The sequence below is a fragment of the Bacillus sp. 22475 genome (assembly GCF_052044835.1).
In the GTDB taxonomy this organism is placed as follows: domain Bacteria; phylum Bacillota; class Bacilli; order Bacillales; family Bacillaceae_G; genus Bacillus_A; species Bacillus_A cereus.
In genome coordinates, this window is record NZ_JBQENW010000013.1 from 116,498 (window position 1) to 140,027 (window position 23,530).

Here is a 23,530-nt window from a genome sequence, read left to right on the forward strand (position 1 = left end):
CTTTTTTATTTACTTATTAAAGTGTTGTAAAATTGCTTCTACAATGCGCTCTGATGCACGACCATCACCGTAAGGGTTAGATGCTTTCGCCATCTTATCATGAGCTTCTTTATCTGATAACAACTCATCTGCAAGACCAAAGATTGTCTCTTCGTCTGTTCCTGCTAATTTCAGCGTACCTGCTTCAATACCTTCAGGGCGCTCTGTTGTATCACGAAGAACAAGAACTGGTACCCCAAGTGATGGAGCTTCTTCTTGTACACCACCAGAATCCGTTAACATTAAGTATGAACGAGCTGCAACATTGTGGAAATCAATTACATCTAGCGGCTCAATTAAATGAATACGATTATGTTCACCTAAAATTTCATTTGCTATTTCACGAACAACAGGGTTCATATGAACAGGGTACACAACTTGTACATCTTCATGCTTATCAACAAGACGCTTAATTGCACGGAACATATTACGCATAGGTTCACCTAAGTTTTCACGACGGTGAGCTGTCATAAGTACAAGACGATCATTTCCAAGTTTCTCTAGTACAGGATGACTATATGTTTCTTTTACAGTCGTTTGCAGCGCGTCAATCGCTGTATTTCCTGTGATGAAAATACGTGACTCATCTTTATTTTCCTTCTGTAAGTTCGTTGCTGATTTTGCTGTTGGTGAGAAATGAAGATCCGCCATTACACCTGTTAATTGACGATTCATCTCTTCTGGGTATGGAGAATACTTATCCCACGTACGAAGGCCCGCCTCAACATGACCTACTGGAATTTGATTATAAAAAGCAGCTAAGCTTGCAATAAATGTTGTTGTTGTATCACCATGTACAAGTACAATATCCGGCTTCGCTTCTTTCATTACTTTATCCAAACCTTCTAAACCGCGTGTTGTAACATCAATTAAAGTTTGGCGGTCTTTCATGATATTTAAATCGAAATCTGGCGTAATTCCAAAGATATTTAATACTTGATCTAACATTTGGCGATGCTGTGCTGTTACAGTCACAATCGATTCAATTTTTTCTGGGTGTTTTTGCAACTCTAATACAAGAGGTGCCATTTTAATTGCTTCTGGACGTGTCCCGAAAATTGTCATTACTTTTAAACGTTCAGTCATGTGATTGCCTCTTTTCTTTCACTAATTACAGCTTCTATTATGACATATAAAAATATGCATGAGTACATCCCTTTTTAACGCATAACAGAAACTTTTCTATTACAAATACTTTTTCTGCCCACCGAGTAATAATCTATCTTTTGTTTCTTAACATCTTCATCAGTATAACAATTTCTCCCATCGAATAAAATAGGCTCTCTCATAAGTTGTACGTACTTTTCTAATGGGTACACTCGAATAGCTTCCCATTCTGTTACGATAAAAACCGCACTCGCATCTCTAATCGATTCATCTATACATCTACTATATTGTATAGCATCTCCAAATATATTTTTCACATATTGAATTGCTTTTGGGTCGTACAGAACAATTTCTGCACCTATATTAAGTAATGCTTCTATTATAATAAGAGATGATGCCTCTCTAATATCATCCGTATTTGGCTTAAATGACGCGCCAAGAACTGCAATCCGCTTTTTATTCATGTTCATAACTTTTTTCGCTTTTTCAATCAATAGCAGCTGTTGCTTATTATTTACTTCAATAACCGCTTTTAACAAACGAAAATCATGAGCAACATTTCCCGCAATTTGCACCAGTGCTTTCGTATCTTTCGGGAAACATGATCCCCCATATCCAATGCCCGCATTTAAAAAAGATGCACCAATTCTCTTATCCATTCCCATCCCTTTGGCAACATCCAATACATTTGCGCCTACCTTCTCACATATATTTGAAATTTCATTAATGAAACTAATCTTTGTAGCTAAAAAGGCATTCGATGCGTATTTAATCATCTCTGCACTTTTAATATCTGTAACATACGTTTCTAAGCATAATTGGCTATACAAACTCTCTACTCTTCTTGCTACTTCCTCACTATCCGCTCCAATTACAATACGATCTCCATGAAAGAAATCATAAATACCTGAACCTTCACGCAAAAACTCTGGATTCGATACGATATGTACTGTATGCCTCCCTTTTAAATTCCCCTCAATCCATCCCTTCATTACATCATTTGTACCTACTGGAACTGTACTTTTCGTAACAACAATAATATCGTTTGTCGCATATAATCCAATATCTTTACAAGCACTCTGAATATACGTTAAATCCGCCGTCCCATCTAATAAAGATGGTGTTCCAACTGCAATAAATATAAACTCTACATCATCAAATGCCTCTTCTTTATTTGATGTAAAAGTTAAAGCATTATTCTCATATGCATAATTTATTAATTCATGTAATCTAACCTCATAAATAGGTAAATCCCCTTGTTTTATCCGTTCAATTTTTTCACCATCTATATCAAAACATGTAACTGAATGCCCCAACTTTGCCAATCCTACTCCTGTAATCAATCCAACATATCCAGTACCTATTATCGTAATTTTCATTTCCTTTTCGCACAGGAATTTACAATAGAAAAGATATGAAATACAGAATTCTCCCTGTGCTTCCCCCTCTCACATTAAAAATGAGAAAACCCTTTTCCTTCTTCATTATATGAATTACTTCCCTCATTCTTTTTAAAGTTTTTGTAAAATTAAATGCACTATAATATAAAGTGAAACTTTAATCAGTGGGGCTTTTACGGGCAGTTGATCCCCACCTAACTTCTTTGCTTCGCTGAATTTTGAGGAGGGGGTCTTACTGCCCATTAATGCGGGATAAAGTGAAACTTTAATTAGTAGGAATGGGGCTACTAGTTGACGCTAGATAAATTCCCACATTTTAACATGAAACTTACTCATTTCTACGTGTAACACTTATAATACTGAACTAAAAGTATTCACTATCGAAGAAAAAAAGGAAATGTCATATTCCAAAGTCCAGTACGATTAACCTTCTCATATGATGCAACATTCTATATACAATTGTCATATATTCTATCCGCTTCCATTAACCGTAAAGAGAAAAAAAGATTGAATTCTAATCTTTTTGTGATACCATATGTTATGAGCCTGTAAATAAACATCATAATTTTCAGATAAATATATCTTCAAAAAAAAAATTACGTTAGAATATAAAGGGTGGGGTATTAATGGACTCACAAGTGATTTATGCCATTTTGGCATCTTTCATCACTGTACTCGTCGTTACTCCTTTAGTTATTAAATTAGCTTTTAAAATAGGAGCGACAGATAAGCCAAACGCACGTAAAGTGCACCAAAAGATTATGCCACGTCTTGGCGGGTTAGCAATATTTATTGGTGTAGCTGTAGGATTTGTTGTCGGCGGATTATATGAGCAAAGAATGTTATCGATAACACTAGGTGCGATTATCATTGTAATCATCGGAATTTTAGATGATATGTACGAGTTATCTGCGAAAGTAAAATTCGGTGGACAACTGTTAGTTGCCATTATGATTGTAAAAAGTGGATTATTAGTGCAAGTATTATATATCCCATTCCTTGGGGATACTGAACTTGGATGGCTTGCTTATCCAATTACAGTATTTTGGCTTGTAGGTATTACGAATGCAATCAACTTAATTGACGGCTTAGATGGATTATCTGCTGGTATTTCATCTATCGTACTTGCAACGCTAGCATATATGGCCTTCACTAGCCCATGGGGTACTGGAACAGCTATTATCTTGCCACTCGCATTAATTATATTAGCAAGTACAATTGGATTTTTATTCTTCAACTTCCATCCAGCAAAAATTTTCATGGGAGATACAGGAGCACTGTTTTTAGGATACTGTATTTCTGTTATATCGTTACTTGGATTATACAAAAGTGTAACGTTATTCAGTTTTATCGTTCCAATTATCATTTTAGGTGTACCTATATTTGATACGATATTTGCAATCATCCGTCGTATCGTAAATAAAAAACCTATTTCAGCACCAGATAAATCGCATTTACATCACCGCTTACTTGCAATGGGATTCTCTCATCGTAAAACGGTACTAATTATATACGCATTCGGTATTTTCTTTAGTGTAAATGCCATTATTTTCACTAGTGCAACGTTATGGTTATCCATTATTCTTCTTTTCGCTTTGATTTTCTTCACAGAAATCATTGCTGAAATAATCGGGCTTGTACATGAACGTTACAAACCACTTATTTCCTTTTATAAAAAAGTGAAAAAACGCGAAGACTAATTGTAGTATAGCCTTTACCATTATGAAATATTCAAATAGCATCCTTTAGGATGCTATTTTTTATTCCTTATTTTATATTTCCAAAATATAGATTGTTTGAGAGTTCCTCTATTGGAGAAAGATATACATAATAAGAAAAGTATCAAGTTTTTTTACATCTTGATTGTCAAACTGAGGGTGAATGTTATGATTAAGCGAGTATTTCAATGTATTATTTTATTCTTAACAATTACTACGTACGCATCATCTAATACTGAAGCAACAACCGTTATTCCTGCTGAACATCATCCAAATACTGAAACAACTTCTCCTACACAAAAAATTGCGTACTTAACATTTGATGACGGTCCAAACAAATATACTACACAAATTTTAAACATCTTAAAAGAAAAGAACGGAAAAGCAACTTTCTTTGTTATTGGCGGAAAAGTGCCGCATTACAAAAAAACGATGCAACGATTAATTAAAGAAGGACATTATATCGGGCTCCATAGCATGTCACATGATGTAAAACGCCTTTACACTGGTGACCCTTCCACTTTAATTGCAGAAATGGAACAAACACAAAGCATAGTCCAGCAAGTTACGAAATTAAATACACATCTCGTTCGCGTTCCATATGGTAGTATGCCTTACTTAAAAAAGAATTACCGTGACGCACTTGTATCAGCCCAGTATAAAATGTGGGATTGGACAATCGATACTTATGACTGGAAAAGCTATGATAATCCTTCTGCCATACTCGAAAGAGTGCGTAATCAAAGTGATGAACAAGTCGAAGTTATTTTAATGCATGATTCGAGTGTGACCGTACAAATACTGCCAAAAGTAATTGATTATTTACAGTCACAAGGATACAAACTTCTTCCCTATAATCCATCTTCTCATCTCGAGGTGAATTTTTGGAAAGACACAAGATTGTAACAGCTTTAGTACTTCTAGACTAAAGCTGTTTTATTTTTCTCTTCCCACCCTTCCCATTTTTGTGTAAAATTTTAAATAGTGATGAAGTTTCGAGGTGAATGGAAATGAAACGAATAGATCTCATTTTTAATGCAATACAAGAAGGAAATTATACAGAAGGTGTAACCGCATCAGAACTCGCTACATTTCTACAACTAGATCGCGCCAATGTAAGTAGCGACTTAAACAAACTTGTAAAAGATAAACGGTTATTAAAAACAAATACGCGACCTGTTCGTTTTTACATAGAAACGAACACTTCGTTGGAAACGCATTCAAAAGACATAACTTCATTAGATACATTTGCAATTGAAAATACGAGCCTTAAAATCGCAATTGAAAAAGCGAAAGCTTCTATTCTCTACCCTCCAAACGGTATGCATACTTTACTACTAGGAGAAACAGGGGTCGGAAAGTCTATGTTTGCTTCTTTAATGCACGAATATGCAATTGAAGTTGAACAGCTTCCCAAAAATGCACCATTTATCGTCTTTAACTGTGCTGATTACGCAAACAATCCACAACTACTACTTGGACAGTTATTTGGGATTAAAAAAGGGGCTTACACAGGTGCAAGTGATCAAAAAGGATTAATTGAAAAAGCTCATGAAGGAATTCTCTTCTTAGATGAAGTACATCGTCTGCCTCCAGAAGGCCAAGAAATGCTTTTCACCTTTATTGACCGTGGAGTATACCGCCGCCTTGGAGAAACAGAGAACGAGCGTAAAGCACAAGTATTAATCATTACTGCAACAACAGAAGAACCAAATTCCTTTTTATTAAAAACATTTACAAGACGTATACCGATGACTGTTACGCTGCCACCACTTCGTGAGCGTACACATAAAGAGCGCTTTGCTTTACTACAGCTATTTTTCACAAATGAAGCAATTCGTCTGCGAAAAGACATTCACGTTAGCCCAAATGCAATGCGTGCTTTCGTCTTTTACAATTGTCCCAATAACATTGGTCAATTAAAAACAGATGTTCAAATTGCCTGTGCGAAAGCCTATTCTGATTTGGTCACAAAGAAACGTGATTCTGTCTATGTTTCAAGTACAGATTTACCTTGGTATATGAAAGAAGGGTTGTTCATTGAAAGGAAGAGCCGTCACTTATACCAAATACCAAATGAAACATTTGTATTTACAGGTGAGGAAGGTTGGAGTAATCATAAAACAGAAGATGAAAAACGCTCTTCTATTTACGATTATATTGACTATAAATACGAAGAACTTCAAGCACGCGGTATTGAAGAGGAAGAATTAGAATTACTAATAGAAAATGATGTTCAAAGCTTTTTCGTACAATATTTTAACCAAATATCAAAAAAAACAAGCCATGAAAATGTTTTTAAAATTGTGGATCGTAATATCGTTTCCGTATGTGAAAAAATAGCGGAACTTGCTGAAAAGCATTTATCTAAGACGTTTGATGAAAAAGTATTTCTCGCTTTAAGTTTACATGTACAGACAACTCTACAACGTTTACAAAGCGGAAAACAAATACATCACCCACAATTAAATCAAATTCGTACGAAATATAAAGAAGCTTTTTCCGTAGCCATGCAATGCATTCAACTACTGGAGGAAGAATTACAAATAACAATGCCTATTGATGAAGCTGGCTTTTTAACAATGTTCTTCGTTGTTGATCCAATTCCTGCCTCACAAACAGAAGTAAAAGTATTAATATTAGCACACGGTAATGGCATCGCAACTGAAATGGCAAACGTTGCAAACGAACTTCTCGGCATTGAGGAAGTAACCGGTATTGATATGCCGTTACATGAATCACCGAAAGATTTCTTGGAACGTGTGAAAGTATATATGAAAACACTACAAAATGTAAATGGGCTTCTCTTACTTGTCGATATGGGGTCACTTGCTTATATCGGTGACATATTAGAAACGGAGTTCAAAATCCCTGTACGTGTTCTCTCGATGACGAGCACACCACATGCACTGGAAGCAGCTCGAAAAGCTCAGCTCGGTTATTCATTAGATGCGCTATATGAAACAGTAAAAAATTTAACACCGTTTTACTTAAACGTACAAGAAGAAAAGAAAAAACCTCTCTCTCCAATGAAATCTGTTATTTTAACAGCTTGTTTAACTGGTGAAGGAAGTGCTTTAGCTATTCAAAAAATGTTAGAGAACTATTTACGATTTGATAAAGACTTAATTGAAATTATTCCGATTAGTATCGTCCATGAAAAAGATTTAACGAAAATGATCGAGAACATAAAAAAAGAGCGTAACATCATTTGTATCGTCACAAATTTCGATGTGCAAGTGCCATGCTTAACATATCATTTCCAAGACATCGTAAACTACACAGCAATTCAGCCCATTCAAGAATTAATTACGTATGAAGAAACGTATGCAAAAATGGCGGATATTCTTGAACAACAAATGCAGCGTAACGATGGGGCATTACTGATCAAAACAATTCGTTACGCATTAAATACAATCCAAGAATTAATTTCCTTACAGCTAACTCCTGATAGCTTAATGGGTGTTATTTTGCATATGAGCTGTATGGTTGACCGTCTTCAAAAAGGAGAAAGCCTTCTTCCTCACCCTGATAAAGAGAAAAGAAGACAAGATGAATACTGGATGTATATGAAAGTAAAAAAAGCATTGCAACCAATTGAAAATACATTTGAAATACAAATACCAGATGACGAAGTATTTTACGTTATGGACTTCTTTATTAAAAATCAGCCTGTTAAAAATTAATTGAGACGATATTATATTAGCGATTTTCAAAATATATCGATTTACTGACAATACTCGTTACAACTAGCACCTTATATTAAGAAGAAAAGGCTGTTCCAACATATGGACAGCCTTTTCTTCTACTTCTTTACTTTTCTAACTCGCCCTCTTATTTCTCCTCCTTTATGTGATTTCGTATGGACATTAACATATACATTTGCTTGAATAATTTCTTGAAGCAAATGTACAAATGATTTCCCTTGTAAAGGTCCCTCAAAATCCTCCACATTCACTACACCAGTAACGCTCCCCTCATTCAAGCTAATCCCTTGCTCCAATGGTCCATACAAATAGAAAACAACAGGACCAATTTGAGTAGATTTCCCTAAATGAATTTGGCATGACGTGACCTTTTCTATATTTTTTAGTATTACTCTGTAATGCAATTTCGTTAAATCATCACTAAAAATAAACTCTGCTACCCCAAAAGCTTCTGTATTTACAGGAGGCACTTCCCTCTTACCTGTTAACCTGGCAAAGAAATGTGTTGTCATAAGGCATTCTCCTTATATAAATTTCCCAGCACTACTTCTACTACTTTATGGTTTAGACATAATCATTTATGACTTTTTCAATTTTAATTACAAAGAAAAGATTCACAAAATCTTTACATTAAAATCGTTCCTGTAGATTGAACGTCTCTTGTATAATGCACATAGAAAAACATTATAGGAGGTTCCATTGAAAACTAACAAATACACTTTTCAAATATTATTAGAGATTTTTCTCGTCTCATTTAAATTAGGACTTACTTCATTCGGCGGTCCTGTCGCTCATCTCGGCTATTTTCACCACGAATACGTGCAAAAAAGAAAATGGATGGATGAAAAAAGTTATGGAGACTTAGTAGCACTGTGTCAATTCCTTCCTGGCCCTGCCAGCAGTCAAGTCGGTATGGGGGTTGGATTATTACGGGGCGGGCTTTTAGGAGCTATTATTTCATGGATTGGATTCACTTTACCGTCTGTCCTTGTTTTAGTTTTCTTCGCCTCATTCCTTAATCAGTTCGATCTTGGGAGTGCTGGCTGGATTCATGGACTAAAACTTGTAGCAGTCGCTATTGTCGCTCACGCCATATGGGGAATGGCGCAAAAGTTAACTCCAGATCGCAACCGTGCGACGATTGCGATTGTAACTGCCGCAATCGCCTTATTATGGCCAAGTAGCTGGACGCAAGTGATCCTCATTATAATATGTGGCTTTATTGGCTGGTTTTTATATCGCAACCAACCAATTAGCCAATCTCAGCATATAAAAGTACCTATTTCAAAAAAGATAGCAGTTTCTTGTCTCGTCTTATTCTTTGGACTCTTACTACTGCTACCAATATTAAGACCGTTCTCTTATTACACCGCTTTATTTGATAGTTTCTATCGCTCTGGCGCACTTGTATTTGGAGGAGGACACGTCGTGCTGCCCCTTCTTGAAGGTGAGTTCGTACAAAACGGCATGATGACGAAAGAACAGTTCCTAGCTGGATACGGATTAACACAAGCAGTACCAGGACCACTATTTACATTCGCCTCTTATATAGGAGCAGTGTTAAACGGGACGCTTGGGGCAACACTCGCAACAATTGCGATTTTCCTCCCTGCTTTCTTACTCGTTATTGGTGTTTTACCATTTTGGAACAGTGTGAGAAAAATATCATTCATACAAGGCGCACTACTTGGTGTTAACGCCGCAGTTGTTGGTATTTTAATTGCCGCTTTTTACGATCCCATTTGGACGAGTACAATTATAAATGCTTCAGATTTCGTTTTCGCTTCGCTTCTTTTTTGCTTACTAGCTTTTTGGAAAACACCACCTTGGGTTATCGTTATACTCGGAGCCTTTGGCGGATATATTCTGTCCATTTTATAAATAGAAAAAACGACGGCATGATGTAGCCGTCGTTTTTTCTATTAGAACTTCACAAGTTCTATTCCTTCTGGCAACTCACTCTCTGTTAAAATACGCAATTCCTTCACACGATCCATTACGTAAGAAGAACGCTTCACAAGCTCTGGATCAATATAAGCTGGATGAACCATAATTTCTACCGTTTGTTCACCTTGTACTCTTTCTTTTAACTTCACAAAGTAATCTTCCGTCACACCATCCGCATAAAAGTCACTGTAAAACACATCAGAAAATGGGCGCACCGCTCTATCTTCTTCACAACGACGAATCGGAACATTATATGTAGCCGCTAATCTCTCAAGGACATCATGTAAAATCGGTAAACCATGCACATGATGATGACTATCTAAATGAGTTGGTGTTAATCCGTAAGATAAAAACTTCTCAATTTGAGCAGTCCATTCTCTCTCAACTTCTTCTGGATTTATATTCCCTTCCCTTACAACACTTTGCTTATGAAACGATCCGTTTGCCCCTACGAGTGATGGTACATCCTTTAACAGTGGTTCTCCTGCCGTTAATACGAGATGCACTCCTACTCCTAATGTTTTATGCTCCTTTGCTAAACGTACCGCATGCTCTGTTCCTGGCATATTCATCATCATCGTCGTTGAATTCACAAGTCCATTTATATGTCCATCAATAATGCCGTAATTTGTACCCTCTGTAAGACCGAAATCATCTGCATTTACAATTAACTGAATCATCGTAATACCTCCTAATAGAATAAAAAAAGCGGGCTAAATAGCGCCGCTTTTACTTCTCTACCTTTTTAAAGAACTGCGGAAGATATTCTTTATGTGCTTCCAACATTTCATCTAAAATTTGTTTTGCAACTTTATCTGATGGTACAAGTGGATTGATTGTCATAGCAAGCAGCGCTTTATGATAATCCCCTGTAACAGCAGCTTCAATTGTCGTGCGCTCGAATGATTTAATTTGTTGTACTAAACCGCGAACTGGTACTGGAAGATCTCCAACCGCAATTGGTTTTGGACCTTCTTTCGTAATAATACAGTTCACTTCAACAGCTGAATCATGTGGTAAGCTTGCAATTGTTCCGTTGTTTCGTGTATTAACAGGCTGGATATCACCTTTATTATTGTAAATAGACGTAATTAAGCTACATGCTGCATCACTGTAATAAGCTCCGCCACGTTTTTCTAATTGTGGTGGTTTAATATCTAAGTTCGGGTCTTTATATAACTCAAATAAATCATTTTCTAATTGTTTTACTACTTCTGCACGTGTACCTTTTTCAACCGAAGCTTCTTTCTCTTCTTCTAACATTTCACGTGTTTTGTAGTAGTAACGATGGTATGGACATGGAATCGCGCGAAGACCACGAATAAAGTCTGGCTCCCAATTAAGCGCTGCGATATTTTCCATCGTAATTTGCTTTTCTGGATCTGTCACAAGTTCTAATACTCGATCCATTACACTTACGCCATCTAAATATACGTCTAGTCCGTATACCATGTGATTTAAACCTGCAAAATCAACGTGGACACGACTTGCATCTACTTCCAGTAATCTTGCAAGACCCATGCGAATTCCGATTGGAACGTTACATAGACCGACTACTCTTTGAATATTTGTATAACGAAGAACAGCTTCTGTTACCATACCTGCTGGGTTCGCAAAGTTAATTAACCATGCATTCGGACAAAGCTCCTCCATATCCTTACAAATATCTAAAATAACAGGAATCGTTCTCAGCGCTTTGAATAAACCACCAGGACCATTCGTTTCCTGACCGATTACATCATATTTTAACGGGATCGCTTCATCTTTTGCACGTGCTTCTAATAAACCAACGCGAAGCTGTGTTGTTACGAAGTCAGCATCCTTCAATGCCTCGCGGCGATCAAGTGTTAAATGTACCTCAATTGGTAAACCTGACTTTTTCACCATACGTTTCGCTAAGTTACCAACGATTTCTAACTTTTCTTTTCCTGCCTCAATATCTACTAACCAAATTTCACGAACAGGAAGCTCATCATAACGTTTAATAAATCCTTCAATTAACTCTGGTGTATAACTAGATCCACCGCCGATTGTAGCAATTTTAATTCCAGTCATGTTTTATTCCCCTTTCGCTTCTAATTTTTTATAAAGATCGATAAACTCTGCCGCTAATTCTTTTACTGTAATCGCATTCATTAAATGATCTTGTGCGTGAATTAAAAGAACACTAATCTCTGTTTTTTCTCCTCTTGCTTCTGATTGTATGAGCTCTGTTTGGAAATGATGCGCTTCATTGATCGCTTCTTTCGCCTTTACCATCGCTTCATCAGCCTCTGCCATTTTCCCCTGTTTGGCAAATTGAAGTGCCTCCATTGCAAAGCTTCGTGCATTACCACTATTTAAAATTAATTGGAATGGAATTTGTTCTGCTGTAGTCATCATAATTACCGCCCTCTCTATAAGGTTCAACCGATTTAAATACCCCTTCAGTTTGAACATGTCTATTAAATTATTATTTTATGAATGATAGTTTGGTGTTCTTGAAGATGGGTCTCATCTTTCTGAACATGATATAAAGGTAATTATTCTGACGAGCTATAGGAACTCGTCAGAATAATATTTTTAAAGTGATATTGTATTGTCACTTCCTTTTGTTTCAGCTTTTGCAGCTTGCACATAAGTACGATCACACATTAATACGAATGGATAGTAAATTACTACCGCAATTGCAAAGTTTACAAGCTGTAGTACAGCACCAGCGATGCTTCCACCCGATACAAGATAACCACTAAAGATTGGTGGCATTGTCCAAGGAACTAAAGCAACTGTCTTTGGTACCCATCCTAAATAAATTGCTGTATAAGAAGTAATAACCAATACAACTGGTGTAAGTACGAATGGAATAATTAGAGCTGGGTTTAATACAATTGGCGTACCGAAAATAACTGGTTCGTTAATGTTAAAGAAACCAGGGCCGATAGATACACGGCCTACACCACGAAGTTGCGCACTTTTTGCAACAAGCATTACCGCTACTAAGAATGCTAAAGTAGCACCTGATCCACCGATGTACACATATACATCAAAGAATGGTTTTGTGAAAATATTCGGTACATCATATGCAGACATACCATCGTTAAATAATTTAATGTTCTTTTCTAGTGCTGGTAAATAAATTGGGTCGATAATACCACCGATAATATTAGGACCATGTAATCCGAAGAACCATAATACGTGAATAAGTAATGCGATAATAATTGCACTTGGTAACGTACCTGCTAAACCTTGTAATGGTAATTGAATTGTTTCAAATACGATTTTATGAATACTTGTTCCCGCTAATTTCACAGCTAACTGAATACTTGCTGTTGCGATTAAAATAACGAATGCTGGAACTAATGCTGCGAATGATTTCATTACTGCTGGTGGAACACCATCTGGCATCTTAATTGTAATATCCCTTTGAACAAAGAACCTGAATACCTCGGTTACAAGAAGAGCTACAATGATAGAAACGAATAAACCTTGTGATCCTGTCCAAGCTAAATCAATACCGCCTTCTTTCGGCGTTGTCGGAGATATAATAATTAATGCACCGAATGTAATAATTGCTGCTGACAACGCGTCTACACCGTAAGATTTCGCTAAATTATAACTTATCCCAACTGCGGCTATGAGAGCTAATATTGCAAAGGACCCTGTCCACATACCACCGCCGATATCTTTCCAAACATCCCCAAATGCACCCTTCATAAGTTTTTGGAATGCATCAACTGGTAGATTATTTATAAGTACTGCAAACGATCCAACTAAAATAAGAGGCATAACTGCGATAAAACCATCACGGATTGCAACTAAATGACGCTGCGATCCGATTCTTCCTGCGACTGGAACTAAATACTTCTCCATAAATGCAATAAACTTTTGCATTTCGCTTCCCCCCTAATTATTTTTTAAGTGTTAACGCGTGATCTAAAACTGCTTCTCCATTCATCATGCCGTAATGCATCGGATTGATAACGTCGATTCCAACGTTTTTCTCATCAGCAAGCGTTTTCATTGAAGAGAGCATGTAACGAACTTGTGGTCCTAGTAATAACACATCTGCTTGATCGATATTTGTTTTTACTGCATCCCCAGATACAGCCCAAATCTTTCCTTCTAAACCGCGAGCTTTTGCAGCCGCTTCCATTTTTGTAACTAGTAAACTTGTAGACATCCCTGCTGAGCAACATAATAAAATATTCATTTGAAAATCCCCCTTGTGTAGTATAAAAAATTTATGTTTATTTATTTTTCTTTACGCTATTTATTAATGCAATTAGCGTGCCAACTTTTTAAAACCACTAAAATCAGTGCTTTTTCGAGCATTTTCTTTGTGTGTTAACGCTTTCAATTAGTGTGTCGTCCAAAAAACACACAGTGTGTTATAAAACAACACGCTTTTAGCACATAACTGTATGAAAATAGATTAGTGTTTAGTTGTCTAGTTATGTTTAAAACAAAATAACACTAAAAAAGTTTTTTAGTGAAAAATAATTTATTATTTTCATCCGCTATTTAATGAAATAAAAAAACCTTGCATAAGCAAGGTTCATTCATCCACCGACATCTTCCTATATAACTCTACAAACTCACTCGCTAATTCCTTCACCGTAATCGCATTCATTAAATGATCTTGTGCGTGTACCATTAAAAGAGTAACTTCGGTCTTCTCGCCACCAGCTTCTTTCTGGATAAGCTCCGTTTGTACACGGTGCGCCTCTTTTAATTCCTCTAGTGCTTCTTGTAATTTAGCTTCAGCTTCTGTAAACTCCCCACGCTTCGCACAATCAATTGCTTCCATTGAACAACTTCTCGCGTTTCCCCCATGCAAGATTAAATGAAAAGCTTTCGTCTCTATCGTATCCATTTTAGTTCTTTACTCCCCCTTTTCTTCCGCCAGTTTTTGTTTATCCCATATTTTTAAGAACGGTAAATAAATGAAGAATGCTAGCGCAAAGTTAACAAGTTGCAAAATAACACCTGAAATTTTCCCGCCCGATCCTAAATATCCACTAAAAAGAATAGGTGTCGTCCAAGGTACAGCGGCCCCACTCGGACGTGCGACCCATCCCCATTCCATTGCAAAGTAAGAAACAATTGTTAACACAACTGGAACTAATATAAATGGAATTAGTAAAAGTGGGTTCATCACAATCGGCATACCAAAAGTTACCATCTCATTAATATTAAATATACCAGGTGCAATTGACAATCTCCCTAAACTTTTTAATTGTTGACTTCGTGCAAATAGTAACATTCCGACAACTAGAGCAAGCGTTGCACCAGAACCGCCCATATAAATCCATAAGTCAAAAAACTGTGCCGTAATTGTATTTGGTACATCTTGCCCAGCTTGAAAAGCAACTCGGTTTTGATCCATTAACGACAACCAAACGGGGCTCATTACACCACCAACAATAGTAGCACCATGAATTCCACACGACCAAAGAACATGAACGAGAATAACTGCTATTATTGCGCCCCAAAGACTAGCACCAAGTACACTAAGTGGTTCCTGTAAAATTTGTCCTACGATATTATGGATACTGCCAAAAGAAGTATTTTCTATAATTAAGCGTAAAATCCAAATAACTGTTACAACAATAAATCCTGGAACAAGTGCGGCAAATGAACGCGTGACAGCTGGTGGAACTGTCTCTGGCATCTTTATAATTATCTTTTTTTGTACAATAAACCGATAAAGTTCAGTAGATATAAGTGCAATAATCATTGCTACAAATAACCCTTGGCTTCCCATTAATGCTGCTGGGATAGCGCCTTCTACAAGTACACTCTCTTTTGTACTTGGTATAATATATGCAACTTGAAATGGAGTCGCAAGTAAAAACGTCACAAGCGACAATGCCCCGGATGCTAAAGCATCCACTTTATAATACTCCCCAAGCCTGTAAGCGATTCCAAAAACAGCTATTAAAGCCATTATATTAAAAGTTGCACTAACTGGATACCCTAAAGCTCTCTGCCAATTCTCACCAAACAAACCTGCCATAAACTCGTTATATCCCGGTATCGGCAGCGCACTAATAATGAGGAAAAACGATCCAATAATTAAGAAAGGCATCGTTAAAATAATTCCATCTCGAATCGCTTGCAAATGCCTCTGCTCTGCAACCTTCCCTGCTACCGGCATCACATACTTCTCTAAAAACTGTATCATCTATCCCACTCTCCTCATGATTTCATTGACAAAGCTGCTTGCAAGATAGCTTCTCCATTACAAAGTCCATAATGAACGGATTGAATGACATCAACAGGTATCCCTTTATCCTTACATAATTCTTTCATTTTCGGTAATAAATAACGTACTTGCGGTCCAAGTAAAAGGACATCAGCTTTATCAATATGGCTATTCACTTCAGAACCTGATACTGCCCAGATTTTTACTTCTATCCCTCTTGCCTCTGCTGCTTTCTCCATCTTTGTAACAATCAAACTGGAAGACATTCCCGCTGCACAGCAAAGCAAAATATTCATTCCGCTTCCCTCCCCCTTTTTCTAAACCTAAGTTATGGTGCATCCCTTGCCACCACTAGGTTACAAATATATATGTCTAGATTTCCTGCTGTATGCCGAGCTTAAAAACAAAAATTTCTTGGTTTTCACGCTATTCCATTTATCCGTATTCTCCTAGTAAAGAGGACTCTAACTCGCTATAATGATTCAGTATGATTTTTTTAATTGATAGGAGGATATATTTATGAAGGCATATCGCTTTCCACTTATTTTATTATCTTCTATCCTAATTGGTGGTTTCATTGGTTATTTCATGGGTGCCGATGCAGTTGCTTTAAAGCCGCTTGGTGACATTTTCTTAAACTTAATGTTTACGATTGTTGTACCTCTAGTGTTCTTTAGCATCGCATCGTCTATTGCTAATATGGATGGATTAAAACGTTTCGGTAAAATTATGTCTAGTATGGCTGGGACTTTCTTATTTACAAGTATTTTAGCTGCTATTTTTATGATTATTGTCGTGAAAGTATTCCCGCCAGCACAAGGTGTTGTACTAGAACTAACACAACCTGACAAAGCCGGCAAAGCTGTTAGTGTTGCAGATCAAATCGTCGGTATTTTAACAGTATCTGACTTCTCGAAGTTACTATCTCGTGAAAATATGTTAGCTCTTATTTTCTTCTCTATCTTAATGGGGATTGCAACTTCAGCAGTTGGCGAAAAAGGAAAACCATTCGCTACATTCCTACAAGCTGGTGCAGAGATTTCAATGAAGGTTGTATCTTTCATTATGTACTACGCTCCAATCGGACTTGCTGCTTACTTCGCAGCATTAGTTGGTGAATTTGGACCACAACTTCTTGGAACTTACTTCCGAGCAGCAATGGTATACTACCCAGCTTCTCTAATTTATTTCTTTGTATTCTTCACATTCTATGCATACCTTGCAGGTCGCAAACAAGGTGTACAAGTATTTTGGAAGAACATGGTCTCTCCTACAGTTACATCACTTGCAACTTGTAGTAGTGCCGCAAGTATTCCAGCGAACTTAGAAGCAACGAAGAAAATGGGTATTTCTTCAGACGTTCGTGAAACAGTTGTCCTTCTTGGTTCTACACTTCATAAAGACGGCTCTGTTTTAGGTGGCGTATTAAAAATTGCTTTCTTATTCGGTATTTTCAACATGGAATTCGAAGGACCGAAAACATTAGCAATCGCACTTGTTGTTTCTTTATTAGTAGGAACAGTAATGGGTGCTATTCCAGGCGGTGGTATGATCGGTGAAATGTTAATCGTATCTCTATACGGTTTCCCGCCAGAAGCACTGCCAATTATCGCAGCAATTAGTACAATCATTGATCCACCTGCAACGATGTTAAACGTAACAGCAGATAACGCTTGTGCGGTAATGACAGCTCGCCTTGTAGAAGGTAAGAATTGGATCAAAAACAAATTTGCTTAATAGCTAGAAAGAGGATGCTCTAAACGAGCATCCTCTTTTTGTCGTTATTTGTTGATAAGTTGATATTTCCTCTCGCCACAAATTTGTTAAAATCTTCACAAATATTCCACATCCATTATCCATTCTCCGTACTATAATCATGTATGGAAAAGGAGATGGAAACGATGACACAAAGCGCACCTGAATTTAAAGTTTTGCAAAGCATTGCATTTCTCGCTGTCGTTTTGCAAAGTTCGTTATTATATACAATGAATCAAGGAAATGTCTTACTTGAGCAATCCCTCATTATGGGCATGCTATTTAATCTTGCAAAATTCTCAGCACCAGCATTCATATTTATCGTTGGATTTCACTTAATTCGTCACTATACGAAGCAACTAGTATATAAAGAATATATTTCTGAAAAAGCGACACACTTACTCATTCCTTATTTCTTTTGGTCTATTCTTTACTTATTAACAACAAATGATCTTATTACATTACAAGGCGGAATAAAAAGTTTATTACTCGGAACAGCCGCGCCCCATCTTTGGTACGTTATTATGATGTTCCAAATTCACTTATTGTTCCCTTTACTATGCACACTTTTTTATTGGTTTCAAAAACGAACAGAAAATAAAAAAGACATATATAAATATATGACCTTTTTCGCTTGCCTATATTTTCTATTAATGTGGTTCTCTTCTCACTATATTTTTAATGGAGAAAAATTAACAAGTTCAACAATTTTACATTATACAGATCGATCATTTCTATTCTACTCATTCTATTTCGTTATGGGTGGCATTGCCGCTGTAGCACTAAAAACTTGGCGTCTATTCGTCATGAAACATATCCCGCTTATAACAATATTATTTTTCATCTTATTTTTATTCATCAATTATGAGTTGTTTAGTTTTTACGGAGCAAACTCTATTCATTTAACTGTTTCTACCTATTTAAAACCATCTATGTTTTTATATATCGTATGCGAAATTATCATACTGTATGTGTTATCTATTATGATAGTACAGCGTCGTGGTTTCTTATATAAAACGTTACGTTTCATTGGAAATTACACGTATGGTGCTTATTTAGCTCACTTATTCTTCTTGCAACTATGCACAAAGTTTCTTTCTTTATTCACACTGCAAGAAAATACTATATTATATAGCCTATTACTATTTGTGTTAACGGCTATTATCTCTATTTCAACAATGGTCATTTGTAGCACAATACCATTTCATACTTGGATTACAGGTCCTTCTCCTACAACAAAGATGAAATGGACGAAGGTTGTATTCCGAAAAAATCATAAAAAACTATTCAAGCCATATATTTGATATAATGATATGCATATAAAAAGAAAGCGAGAGACACCTATGATTAATCAAGTTGGACAAATTATGCTATATGTAAATAACCAAGACGAAACAGTACAATTTTGGACAGAAAAAGTAGGGTTCCAAATCATTGCGGAAGAGAATAACGGAAACGGATTCCGCTGGATTGAAATTGCACCGGCGAAAGAAGCAGGAACAAGCATCGTCCTTCACGATAAAGCGTTAATCGCGAAGATGCAACCTGAACTAAACCTTAATACACCTTCACTTATGTTCTTCTCAAATGACTTAGACCGTCTATATAAAGATCTTTCTGAGAAAAATGTCACAGTTGGACAGGTTGTAGATTTACCTACTGGTAGAGCATTCAACTTTGCTGATAATGAAAATAATTACTTTGCAGTAATGGAACGTAAATAAAAAATAAGCTATCCGAAAAAATCGGATAGCTTCTTTCATTTTAAGAAACTTGTTCTGCATTCGTTTCTCTATGCTGTATATGGCTCGTGATCCAAGCAATTCCACCGGCAACAACGAGGTAACATAACAATATTAAAATTTGCATTTGTAATTGCGACCAATCTCCTAAAGAGATAACATCTTGTAATCCTCTAAGAGAATGAGACATTGGGAGAAACTGTCCAATTTTGCTAAGAACAGCTATGTTTAATTCTCCTGGGAAAGTCCCCCCGCTCGTCGCTAATTGCAAGACAAGAAGCGTTACTGCTAAGAACTTTCCAACAAGACCAAATACTGTTACTAACATAAGAATAAATGTCATGAACGTAAAGGAAATCACAATACTTGATAAAACAAAGAGTGGCACACTGGCAACTTCTAATTTCATAACACCTAGCACAACTACATCTACGAGTAGCGCTTGAATAAGTCCAATTAAATATACCAATCCTAGTTTATTAATAAAATGTACCGTTCCACTTACCTTCATATTTTGTCTGCGGCCAAGAGGTAAAATATTCGATGCCATAATTCCGCCAACATAAAATGCAAGTGATAAGAAATATGGTGCAATGCCTGAACCGTAGTTAGGAACGTCAGAAACTGTTGACTTCACTAACTGAACTGGCTCTGAGAACATCGTATTGCGCGCATCATCATTACGAACATCCGCTATCTTCTCTGCGCCCTCTCCTAATTTCGTAGAAAGTTCTTTCGCACCATCATCAAGTTTAACAAGTCCATTTGTTAATTTACCAGCACCGTTATTCAGCTCCGTTCCACCACTCGCAAGCTGATTTACACCTTCTTTCAATGATGTAAATCCATTTCCCCACTTCATAAATCCATCAGCCAAATTCGATGCACCATCTGCTATCTTTTTCGTTCCAGCAGTAGCTTCATTTAACTTAACTCCGAATGTATTTATGCCTTCTTCAATCTTATGTTGACCGTCAGTAAGCTTCTTCGCTCCTTGTGTCAATTGTTGTTGGCTATTATTTAAAGTACTTGTTGCTTTAGCTAGTCCATCAGACGTAGCAACAATTTTTTGAAAAGCGGGATCTTGCTGCACTTCTGGATGATTTTTCACGTACTCTTCTAATTGTTGTTTTATACTATTAGCTGCACCATCCGCTTTTACTTGCCCTTCAGCAAGCTTCTCACTTCCGCTCACCCATTCATTTGTACCAGCACTTAATTCACTAACTCCTGATTGTAACGTTTTTTCACCTTGTGCTAATAACTCCATACCACTATGAAGTGATGTCGCTCCTTGACTCAGCTCATTTGCTCCCCCTGTTAAAGCAGATTGACTGGATGCAAGCTTCTCACTTCCTTCTTTCAATTTCGATGTCCCATCACTTAAACGATCAATACCATTCGTAAGCTGATTCGCTCCATTTTTTGCATCGGTCGTTCCTTCATGTAACTTCTCAGCACCATTACTTGCATCACTCAACCCTTGTGCTAAGTCTTGAAACTTTGAAAACACACCTTCTGTATAAGATTTCGTAATACTATTTGAAATTTTTGTTTTCATATTTTCAACAGCTGTCGTTCCAATTTGCGCTGCTACAAAGTTTTTACCCGGATTTACTTTGTACTGCAATTGTGCTGGTTCTGGTTTCTCATCCATAAGTGTACTTACCTTTTTAGAGAAATTCTCTGGAATTGTAACAACCATATAGTACTTATCTTCTTTTAGCCCTTCATCAGCATTTTTTTCTGATACGAAATAAAAAGCCAGTTCCTTATTCTCTTTTAAATTTTTAACAAAATCGTCTCCTGCATGAATTGTTTTTTCATCCATCACAGCACCCTTATCTAAATTCACAACTGCAACAGGTAATTTATCTAATTTTCCGTACGGATCCCAATACCCAGCTAAAAAGAATCCTGAATAAATTAATGGAACGATTAATAAAAAAATTAAAGCGATACGTCCATGTTTATGGTGCCACATCGCTTTCCAATCTTTAAATATAAGTTTAATTCCCTTCATGAAACATACTCCTCTTCTAATTTAACACCCTTCGAATGGTTTAACAGATTTACTATACACGTCACTTTCCATACTGTATAATACATCTTTAATTATCAATTCATTCCTTTTGGTCTATAGAAAGGAGATTCGAAATGGAACTGCTCCAGTTAAAATACTTTCAGACAGTCGCACGACTAGAACATATGACAAAGGCAGCTGAAGAATTGCATATCGCGCAACCTTCACTCAGCAAAACAATAGCTAGACTCGAAAAGGATTTAGGCGTCCCTTTATTTGATCGCCAAGGCCGACAGATTACTTTAAATTCTTTCGGAAAAGTATTTTTAAAACGAGTAGAACGTATTTTTCATGAATTAAGTGAAGGGGAACGAGAAATTAAAGATTTAGCCGAATTACAACAAAGCTCTATTACACTGGCCGTTTCTATCCCAAGAATATTACCAGAACTACTTGGCTCTTTTTTAATAGAACATCCTAACGTTCGATTCCAACAATTTCTTGCATCTACTCCTTCTATGAAACGACAACTAGATAATATAGAAATTGACTTTTGTATCTCCTCTGTGCCAATTGAAGGTGAGGAAATTGTTTGGGAACCACTTATTACAGAAGAAATTTTCTTAGTCGTCCCTTCAGGCCACCGTTTATCCGGCCGAGAAAATATCCACCTGCATGAAGTAAAAGACGAACCCTTTATTAGTATGAACACTGGCTATGGATTTCGGCACTTAACGGATGAATTTTGTAAAGAAGCTGGTTTCACTCCGCATATTGCTTTTGAAGTAGATGAACCGACCGTGATTAGCGACCTCATTAAGCAAGGTCTCGGCATCGCTTTTGTTCCAAGTTTAACTTTATTAAAAAACTCTACTTTAGCATCAAGCAAGTTGCGTATTATTGAACCCACTTGTCAGCGAACCATCGGATTAAGTTGGTCAAAAAAACGTTACTTATCAAAAACAGCTCGGCAATTCCGTGAATTCGTGATTGACTACTTCTCTAATATTAGGACGTAAAATTATATGAACAATAAAAGGTGCCACCCTCATATGGTGGCACCTTTTATGAAGTGACCCCTAAAAGTTAGACACGGTTATTTCATTAGGCAGCTTGATAAAAGTGAGTCCGGTATTGTACCGGGCTCACTTTTATCAAGCTGCCTTAATCCGTTTCGTATTATAATAATCTATATATTTTTCTAATTCTATTTTAAAGTGCTCTACATTTTCAAATTCTTTTATGTAGAGGAACTCCGACTTCATAATCNCAAAGAAATTTTCTATTACTGCGTTGTCGTAACAGTTGCCTTTTCGAGACATACTCTGGACGATAGCTCTTGATTCAAGTGTCCGGACGTACTGTCTCATTTGATAATGCCATCCTTGATCCGAATGCATCAGTAGCTGGTGGGTTTCAGGTAAACGTTCCAATGCTTTCTCTAACATGTCTGAAACAAGCGAATACGTCGGTCTAGAACCAATTGTATAGGTAATAATTTCACCATTATACAAATCTAATACAGGTGATACATACAGTTTTTCTCCAAACAATTTAAACTCTGTGATGTCTGTTACCCACTTTTGATTCGGTGCATCTGTATGAAAATTACGCTCTAAAATATTAGGTGCAATTCTACCGACTTTTCCTTTATAGGATTTATATTTTTTCATACGCACAACACACTTTAACCCAAGCTCTTTCATAATGCGCTGAACCTTCTTGTGGTTCACTTTCTGGCCACGATTCGTTAATTCATCACGAATGCGACGGTAACCATAACGACCTTCATTTTCCTCATAAATCGCTTTAATCTCAGCTTTCAAAACGGCATCTACATCTGGACGATTCATTTTCTTTACTAAATCATAATACGTGCTTCGAGGAATAGTAGCTAGCTCCACGAGT

The 23,530-nt window shown here is 36.7% G+C and carries 20 protein-coding genes and 1 pseudogene; 8 read left to right on the forward strand and 13 right to left on the reverse strand.

Going from position 1 to position 23,530, the window contains the following annotated elements; translation table 11 throughout:
* Window positions 1–9 precede the first annotated feature (9 nt).
* Both wecB and ACTJJY_RS20145 read right to left on the reverse strand, forming a co-directional pair.
* Window positions 10–1,125, reverse strand: a complete 1,116-nt coding sequence (gene wecB, locus ACTJJY_RS20140; RefSeq protein ID WP_000140121.1) for a non-hydrolyzing UDP-N-acetylglucosamine 2-epimerase — start codon at window positions 1,123–1,125, stop codon at window positions 10–12.
* A gap of 74 nt (window positions 1,126–1,199) precedes the next feature.
* Complete coding sequence (locus ACTJJY_RS20145; protein ID WP_023523499.1) at window positions 1,200–2,525, reverse strand: UDP-glucose dehydrogenase family protein; 1,326 nt, start codon at window positions 2,523–2,525, stop codon at window positions 1,200–1,202.
* A gap of 647 nt (window positions 2,526–3,172) precedes the next feature.
* On the opposite strand from ACTJJY_RS20145, the gene ACTJJY_RS20150 reads away from it, so the two are divergent.
* The 3 genes from ACTJJY_RS20150 (at window position 3,173) to ACTJJY_RS20160 (ending at window position 7,950) form a co-directional block, all read left to right on the forward strand.
* Window positions 3,173–4,246: a glycosyltransferase family 4 protein gene (locus tag ACTJJY_RS20150; protein ID WP_000378306.1), complete on the forward strand. Its 1,074-nt coding sequence runs from the start codon at window positions 3,173–3,175 to the stop codon at window positions 4,244–4,246.
* 186 nt (window positions 4,247–4,432) lie between these two features.
* Complete coding sequence (locus tag ACTJJY_RS20155; RefSeq protein ID WP_065485867.1) at window positions 4,433–5,170, forward strand: polysaccharide deacetylase family protein; 738 nt, start codon at window positions 4,433–4,435, stop codon at window positions 5,168–5,170.
* A gap of 104 nt (window positions 5,171–5,274) precedes the next feature.
* Window positions 5,275–7,950 (forward strand): PRD domain-containing protein, encoded by a 2,676-nt coding sequence (locus ACTJJY_RS20160; RefSeq protein ID WP_000820950.1) that lies wholly within the window; start codon window positions 5,275–5,277, stop codon window positions 7,948–7,950.
* 119 nt (window positions 7,951–8,069) lie between these two features.
* Here ACTJJY_RS20160 and exsM read toward each other — a convergent pair whose 3' ends face one another.
* A complete protein-coding gene (gene exsM / locus ACTJJY_RS20165; RefSeq protein ID WP_277509071.1) occupies window positions 8,070–8,483 on the reverse strand; it encodes an exosporium regulatory protein ExsM in 414 nt (137 codons plus the stop codon).
* Between the two features lie 187 nt (window positions 8,484–8,670).
* Between exsM and ACTJJY_RS20170 the strand changes: the two genes are divergently transcribed.
* Window positions 8,671–9,852 carry a chromate transporter gene (locus tag ACTJJY_RS20170; protein ID WP_277509069.1) on the forward strand — a complete coding sequence of 394 codons (1,182 nt, stop codon included), beginning with the start codon at window positions 8,671–8,673 and terminating at the stop codon, window positions 9,850–9,852.
* 41 nt (window positions 9,853–9,893) lie between these two features.
* On the opposite strand, the gene chbG is transcribed toward ACTJJY_RS20170, so the two are convergent.
* The 8 genes from chbG to ACTJJY_RS20210 form a co-directional block, all read right to left on the reverse strand.
* The gene (gene chbG / locus ACTJJY_RS20175) at window positions 9,894–10,598 is read right to left on the reverse strand and encodes a chitin disaccharide deacetylase (protein WP_277509067.1); all 705 of its coding nucleotides are present in this window, start codon (window positions 10,596–10,598) and stop codon (window positions 9,894–9,896) included.
* A 49-nt stretch (window positions 10,599–10,647) separates the two neighbouring features.
* Complete coding sequence (celF, locus tag ACTJJY_RS20180) at window positions 10,648–11,973, reverse strand: 6-phospho-beta-glucosidase (RefSeq protein ID WP_000145762.1); 1,326 nt, start codon at window positions 11,971–11,973, stop codon at window positions 10,648–10,650.
* 3 nt (window positions 11,974–11,976) lie between these two features.
* Window positions 11,977–12,300, reverse strand: a complete 324-nt coding sequence (locus ACTJJY_RS20185) for a PTS lactose/cellobiose transporter subunit IIA (protein ID WP_000989050.1) — start codon at window positions 12,298–12,300, stop codon at window positions 11,977–11,979.
* Window positions 12,301–12,480: 180 nt separating this feature from the next.
* The gene (gene celB, locus ACTJJY_RS20190) at window positions 12,481–13,788 is read right to left on the reverse strand and encodes a PTS cellobiose transporter subunit IIC (RefSeq protein ID WP_277509066.1); all 1,308 of its coding nucleotides are present in this window, start codon (window positions 13,786–13,788) and stop codon (window positions 12,481–12,483) included.
* Between the two features lie 16 nt (window positions 13,789–13,804).
* Window positions 13,805–14,107 (reverse strand): PTS sugar transporter subunit IIB, encoded by a 303-nt coding sequence (locus ACTJJY_RS20195; protein WP_001023567.1) that lies wholly within the window; start codon window positions 14,105–14,107, stop codon window positions 13,805–13,807.
* A gap of 345 nt (window positions 14,108–14,452) precedes the next feature.
* Complete coding sequence (locus ACTJJY_RS20200; protein ID WP_000379645.1) at window positions 14,453–14,770, reverse strand: PTS lactose/cellobiose transporter subunit IIA; 318 nt, start codon at window positions 14,768–14,770, stop codon at window positions 14,453–14,455.
* A gap of 9 nt (window positions 14,771–14,779) precedes the next feature.
* A complete protein-coding gene (gene celB, locus ACTJJY_RS20205; RefSeq protein ID WP_440606371.1) occupies window positions 14,780–16,081 on the reverse strand; it encodes a PTS cellobiose transporter subunit IIC in 1,302 nt (433 codons plus the stop codon).
* A gap of 14 nt (window positions 16,082–16,095) precedes the next feature.
* Window positions 16,096–16,398 (reverse strand): PTS sugar transporter subunit IIB, encoded by a 303-nt coding sequence (locus tag ACTJJY_RS20210; RefSeq protein WP_440606372.1) that lies wholly within the window; start codon window positions 16,396–16,398, stop codon window positions 16,096–16,098.
* Window positions 16,399–16,621: 223 nt separating this feature from the next.
* Here ACTJJY_RS20210 and ACTJJY_RS20215 point away from each other — a divergent pair, with 223 nt between their 5' ends.
* The 3 genes from ACTJJY_RS20215 (at window position 16,622) to ACTJJY_RS20225 (ending at window position 19,581) form a co-directional block, all read left to right on the forward strand.
* Complete coding sequence (locus ACTJJY_RS20215) at window positions 16,622–17,839, forward strand: dicarboxylate/amino acid:cation symporter (RefSeq protein ID WP_000649376.1); 1,218 nt, start codon at window positions 16,622–16,624, stop codon at window positions 17,837–17,839.
* A 164-nt stretch (window positions 17,840–18,003) separates the two neighbouring features.
* Window positions 18,004–19,161 (forward strand): acyltransferase, encoded by a 1,158-nt coding sequence (locus ACTJJY_RS20220; protein ID WP_000194332.1) that lies wholly within the window; start codon window positions 18,004–18,006, stop codon window positions 19,159–19,161.
* A gap of 39 nt (window positions 19,162–19,200) precedes the next feature.
* Window positions 19,201–19,581, forward strand: a complete 381-nt coding sequence (locus ACTJJY_RS20225) for a VOC family protein (RefSeq protein WP_000610162.1) — start codon at window positions 19,201–19,203, stop codon at window positions 19,579–19,581.
* Window positions 19,582–19,621: 40 nt separating this feature from the next.
* On the opposite strand, the gene ACTJJY_RS20230 is transcribed toward ACTJJY_RS20225, so the two are convergent.
* Entirely contained in the window at window positions 19,622–21,622 is a 2,001-nt protein-coding gene (locus ACTJJY_RS20230) for a YhgE/Pip family protein (protein ID WP_440606373.1), read from the reverse strand.
* Window positions 21,623–21,756: 134 nt separating this feature from the next.
* Between ACTJJY_RS20230 and ACTJJY_RS20235 the strand changes: the two genes are divergently transcribed.
* Complete coding sequence (locus ACTJJY_RS20235; RefSeq protein WP_016125703.1) at window positions 21,757–22,641, forward strand: LysR family transcriptional regulator; 885 nt, start codon at window positions 21,757–21,759, stop codon at window positions 22,639–22,641.
* A gap of 85 nt (window positions 22,642–22,726) precedes the next feature.
* Here ACTJJY_RS20235 and ACTJJY_RS20240 read toward each other — a convergent pair.
* A pseudogene (locus ACTJJY_RS20240) lies at window positions 22,727–23,530 on the reverse strand (IS3 family transposase); the annotation flags it as partial.

Bases quoted from the DNA above. Each gene is read 5' to 3' on its own strand.
- ACTJJY_RS20185 (WP_000989050.1), bottom strand. From the start codon at position 12,300: ATGATGACTACAGCAGAACAAATTCCATTCCAATTAATTTTAAATAGT.
- exsM (WP_277509071.1), bottom strand. From the start codon at position 8,483: ATGACAACACATTTCTTTGCCAGGTTAACAGGTAAGAGGGAAGTGCCT.
- celB (WP_277509066.1), bottom strand. From the start codon at position 13,788: ATGCAAAAGTTTATTGCATTTATGGAGAAGTATTTAGTTCCAGTCGCA.
- ACTJJY_RS20215 (WP_000649376.1), top strand. From the start codon at position 16,622: ATGAAGGCATATCGCTTTCCACTTATTTTATTATCTTCTATCCTAATT.
- ACTJJY_RS20235 (WP_016125703.1), top strand. From the start codon at position 21,757: ATGGAACTGCTCCAGTTAAAATACTTTCAGACAGTCGCACGACTAGAA.
- wecB (WP_000140121.1), bottom strand. From the start codon at position 1,125: ATGACTGAACGTTTAAAAGTAATGACAATTTTCGGGACACGTCCAGAA.
- ACTJJY_RS20225 (WP_000610162.1), top strand. From the start codon at position 19,201: ATGATTAATCAAGTTGGACAAATTATGCTATATGTAAATAACCAAGAC.
- ACTJJY_RS20210 (WP_440606372.1), bottom strand. From the start codon at position 16,398: ATGAATATTTTGCTTTGCTGTGCAGCGGGAATGTCTTCCAGTTTGATT.
- chbG (WP_277509067.1), bottom strand. From the start codon at position 10,598: ATGATTCAGTTAATTGTAAATGCAGATGATTTCGGTCTTACAGAGGGT.
- ACTJJY_RS20160 (WP_000820950.1), top strand. From the start codon at position 5,275: ATGAAACGAATAGATCTCATTTTTAATGCAATACAAGAAGGAAATTAT.
- ACTJJY_RS20220 (WP_000194332.1), top strand. From the start codon at position 18,004: ATGACACAAAGCGCACCTGAATTTAAAGTTTTGCAAAGCATTGCATTT.
- ACTJJY_RS20150 (WP_000378306.1), top strand. From the start codon at position 3,173: ATGGACTCACAAGTGATTTATGCCATTTTGGCATCTTTCATCACTGTA.
- ACTJJY_RS20195 (WP_001023567.1), bottom strand. From the start codon at position 14,107: ATGAATATTTTATTATGTTGCTCAGCAGGGATGTCTACAAGTTTACTA.
- celB (WP_440606371.1), bottom strand. From the start codon at position 16,081: ATGATACAGTTTTTAGAGAAGTATGTGATGCCGGTAGCAGGGAAGGTT.
- ACTJJY_RS20155 (WP_065485867.1), top strand. From the start codon at position 4,433: ATGATTAAGCGAGTATTTCAATGTATTATTTTATTCTTAACAATTACT.
- ACTJJY_RS20145 (WP_023523499.1), bottom strand. From the start codon at position 2,525: ATGAAAATTACGATAATAGGTACTGGATATGTTGGATTGATTACAGGA.
- ACTJJY_RS20200 (WP_000379645.1), bottom strand. From the start codon at position 14,770: ATGGATACGATAGAGACGAAAGCTTTTCATTTAATCTTGCATGGGGGA.
- celF (WP_000145762.1), bottom strand. From the start codon at position 11,973: ATGACTGGAATTAAAATTGCTACAATCGGCGGTGGATCTAGTTATACA.
- ACTJJY_RS20230 (WP_440606373.1), bottom strand. From the start codon at position 21,622: ATGAAGGGAATTAAACTTATATTTAAAGATTGGAAAGCGATGTGGCAC.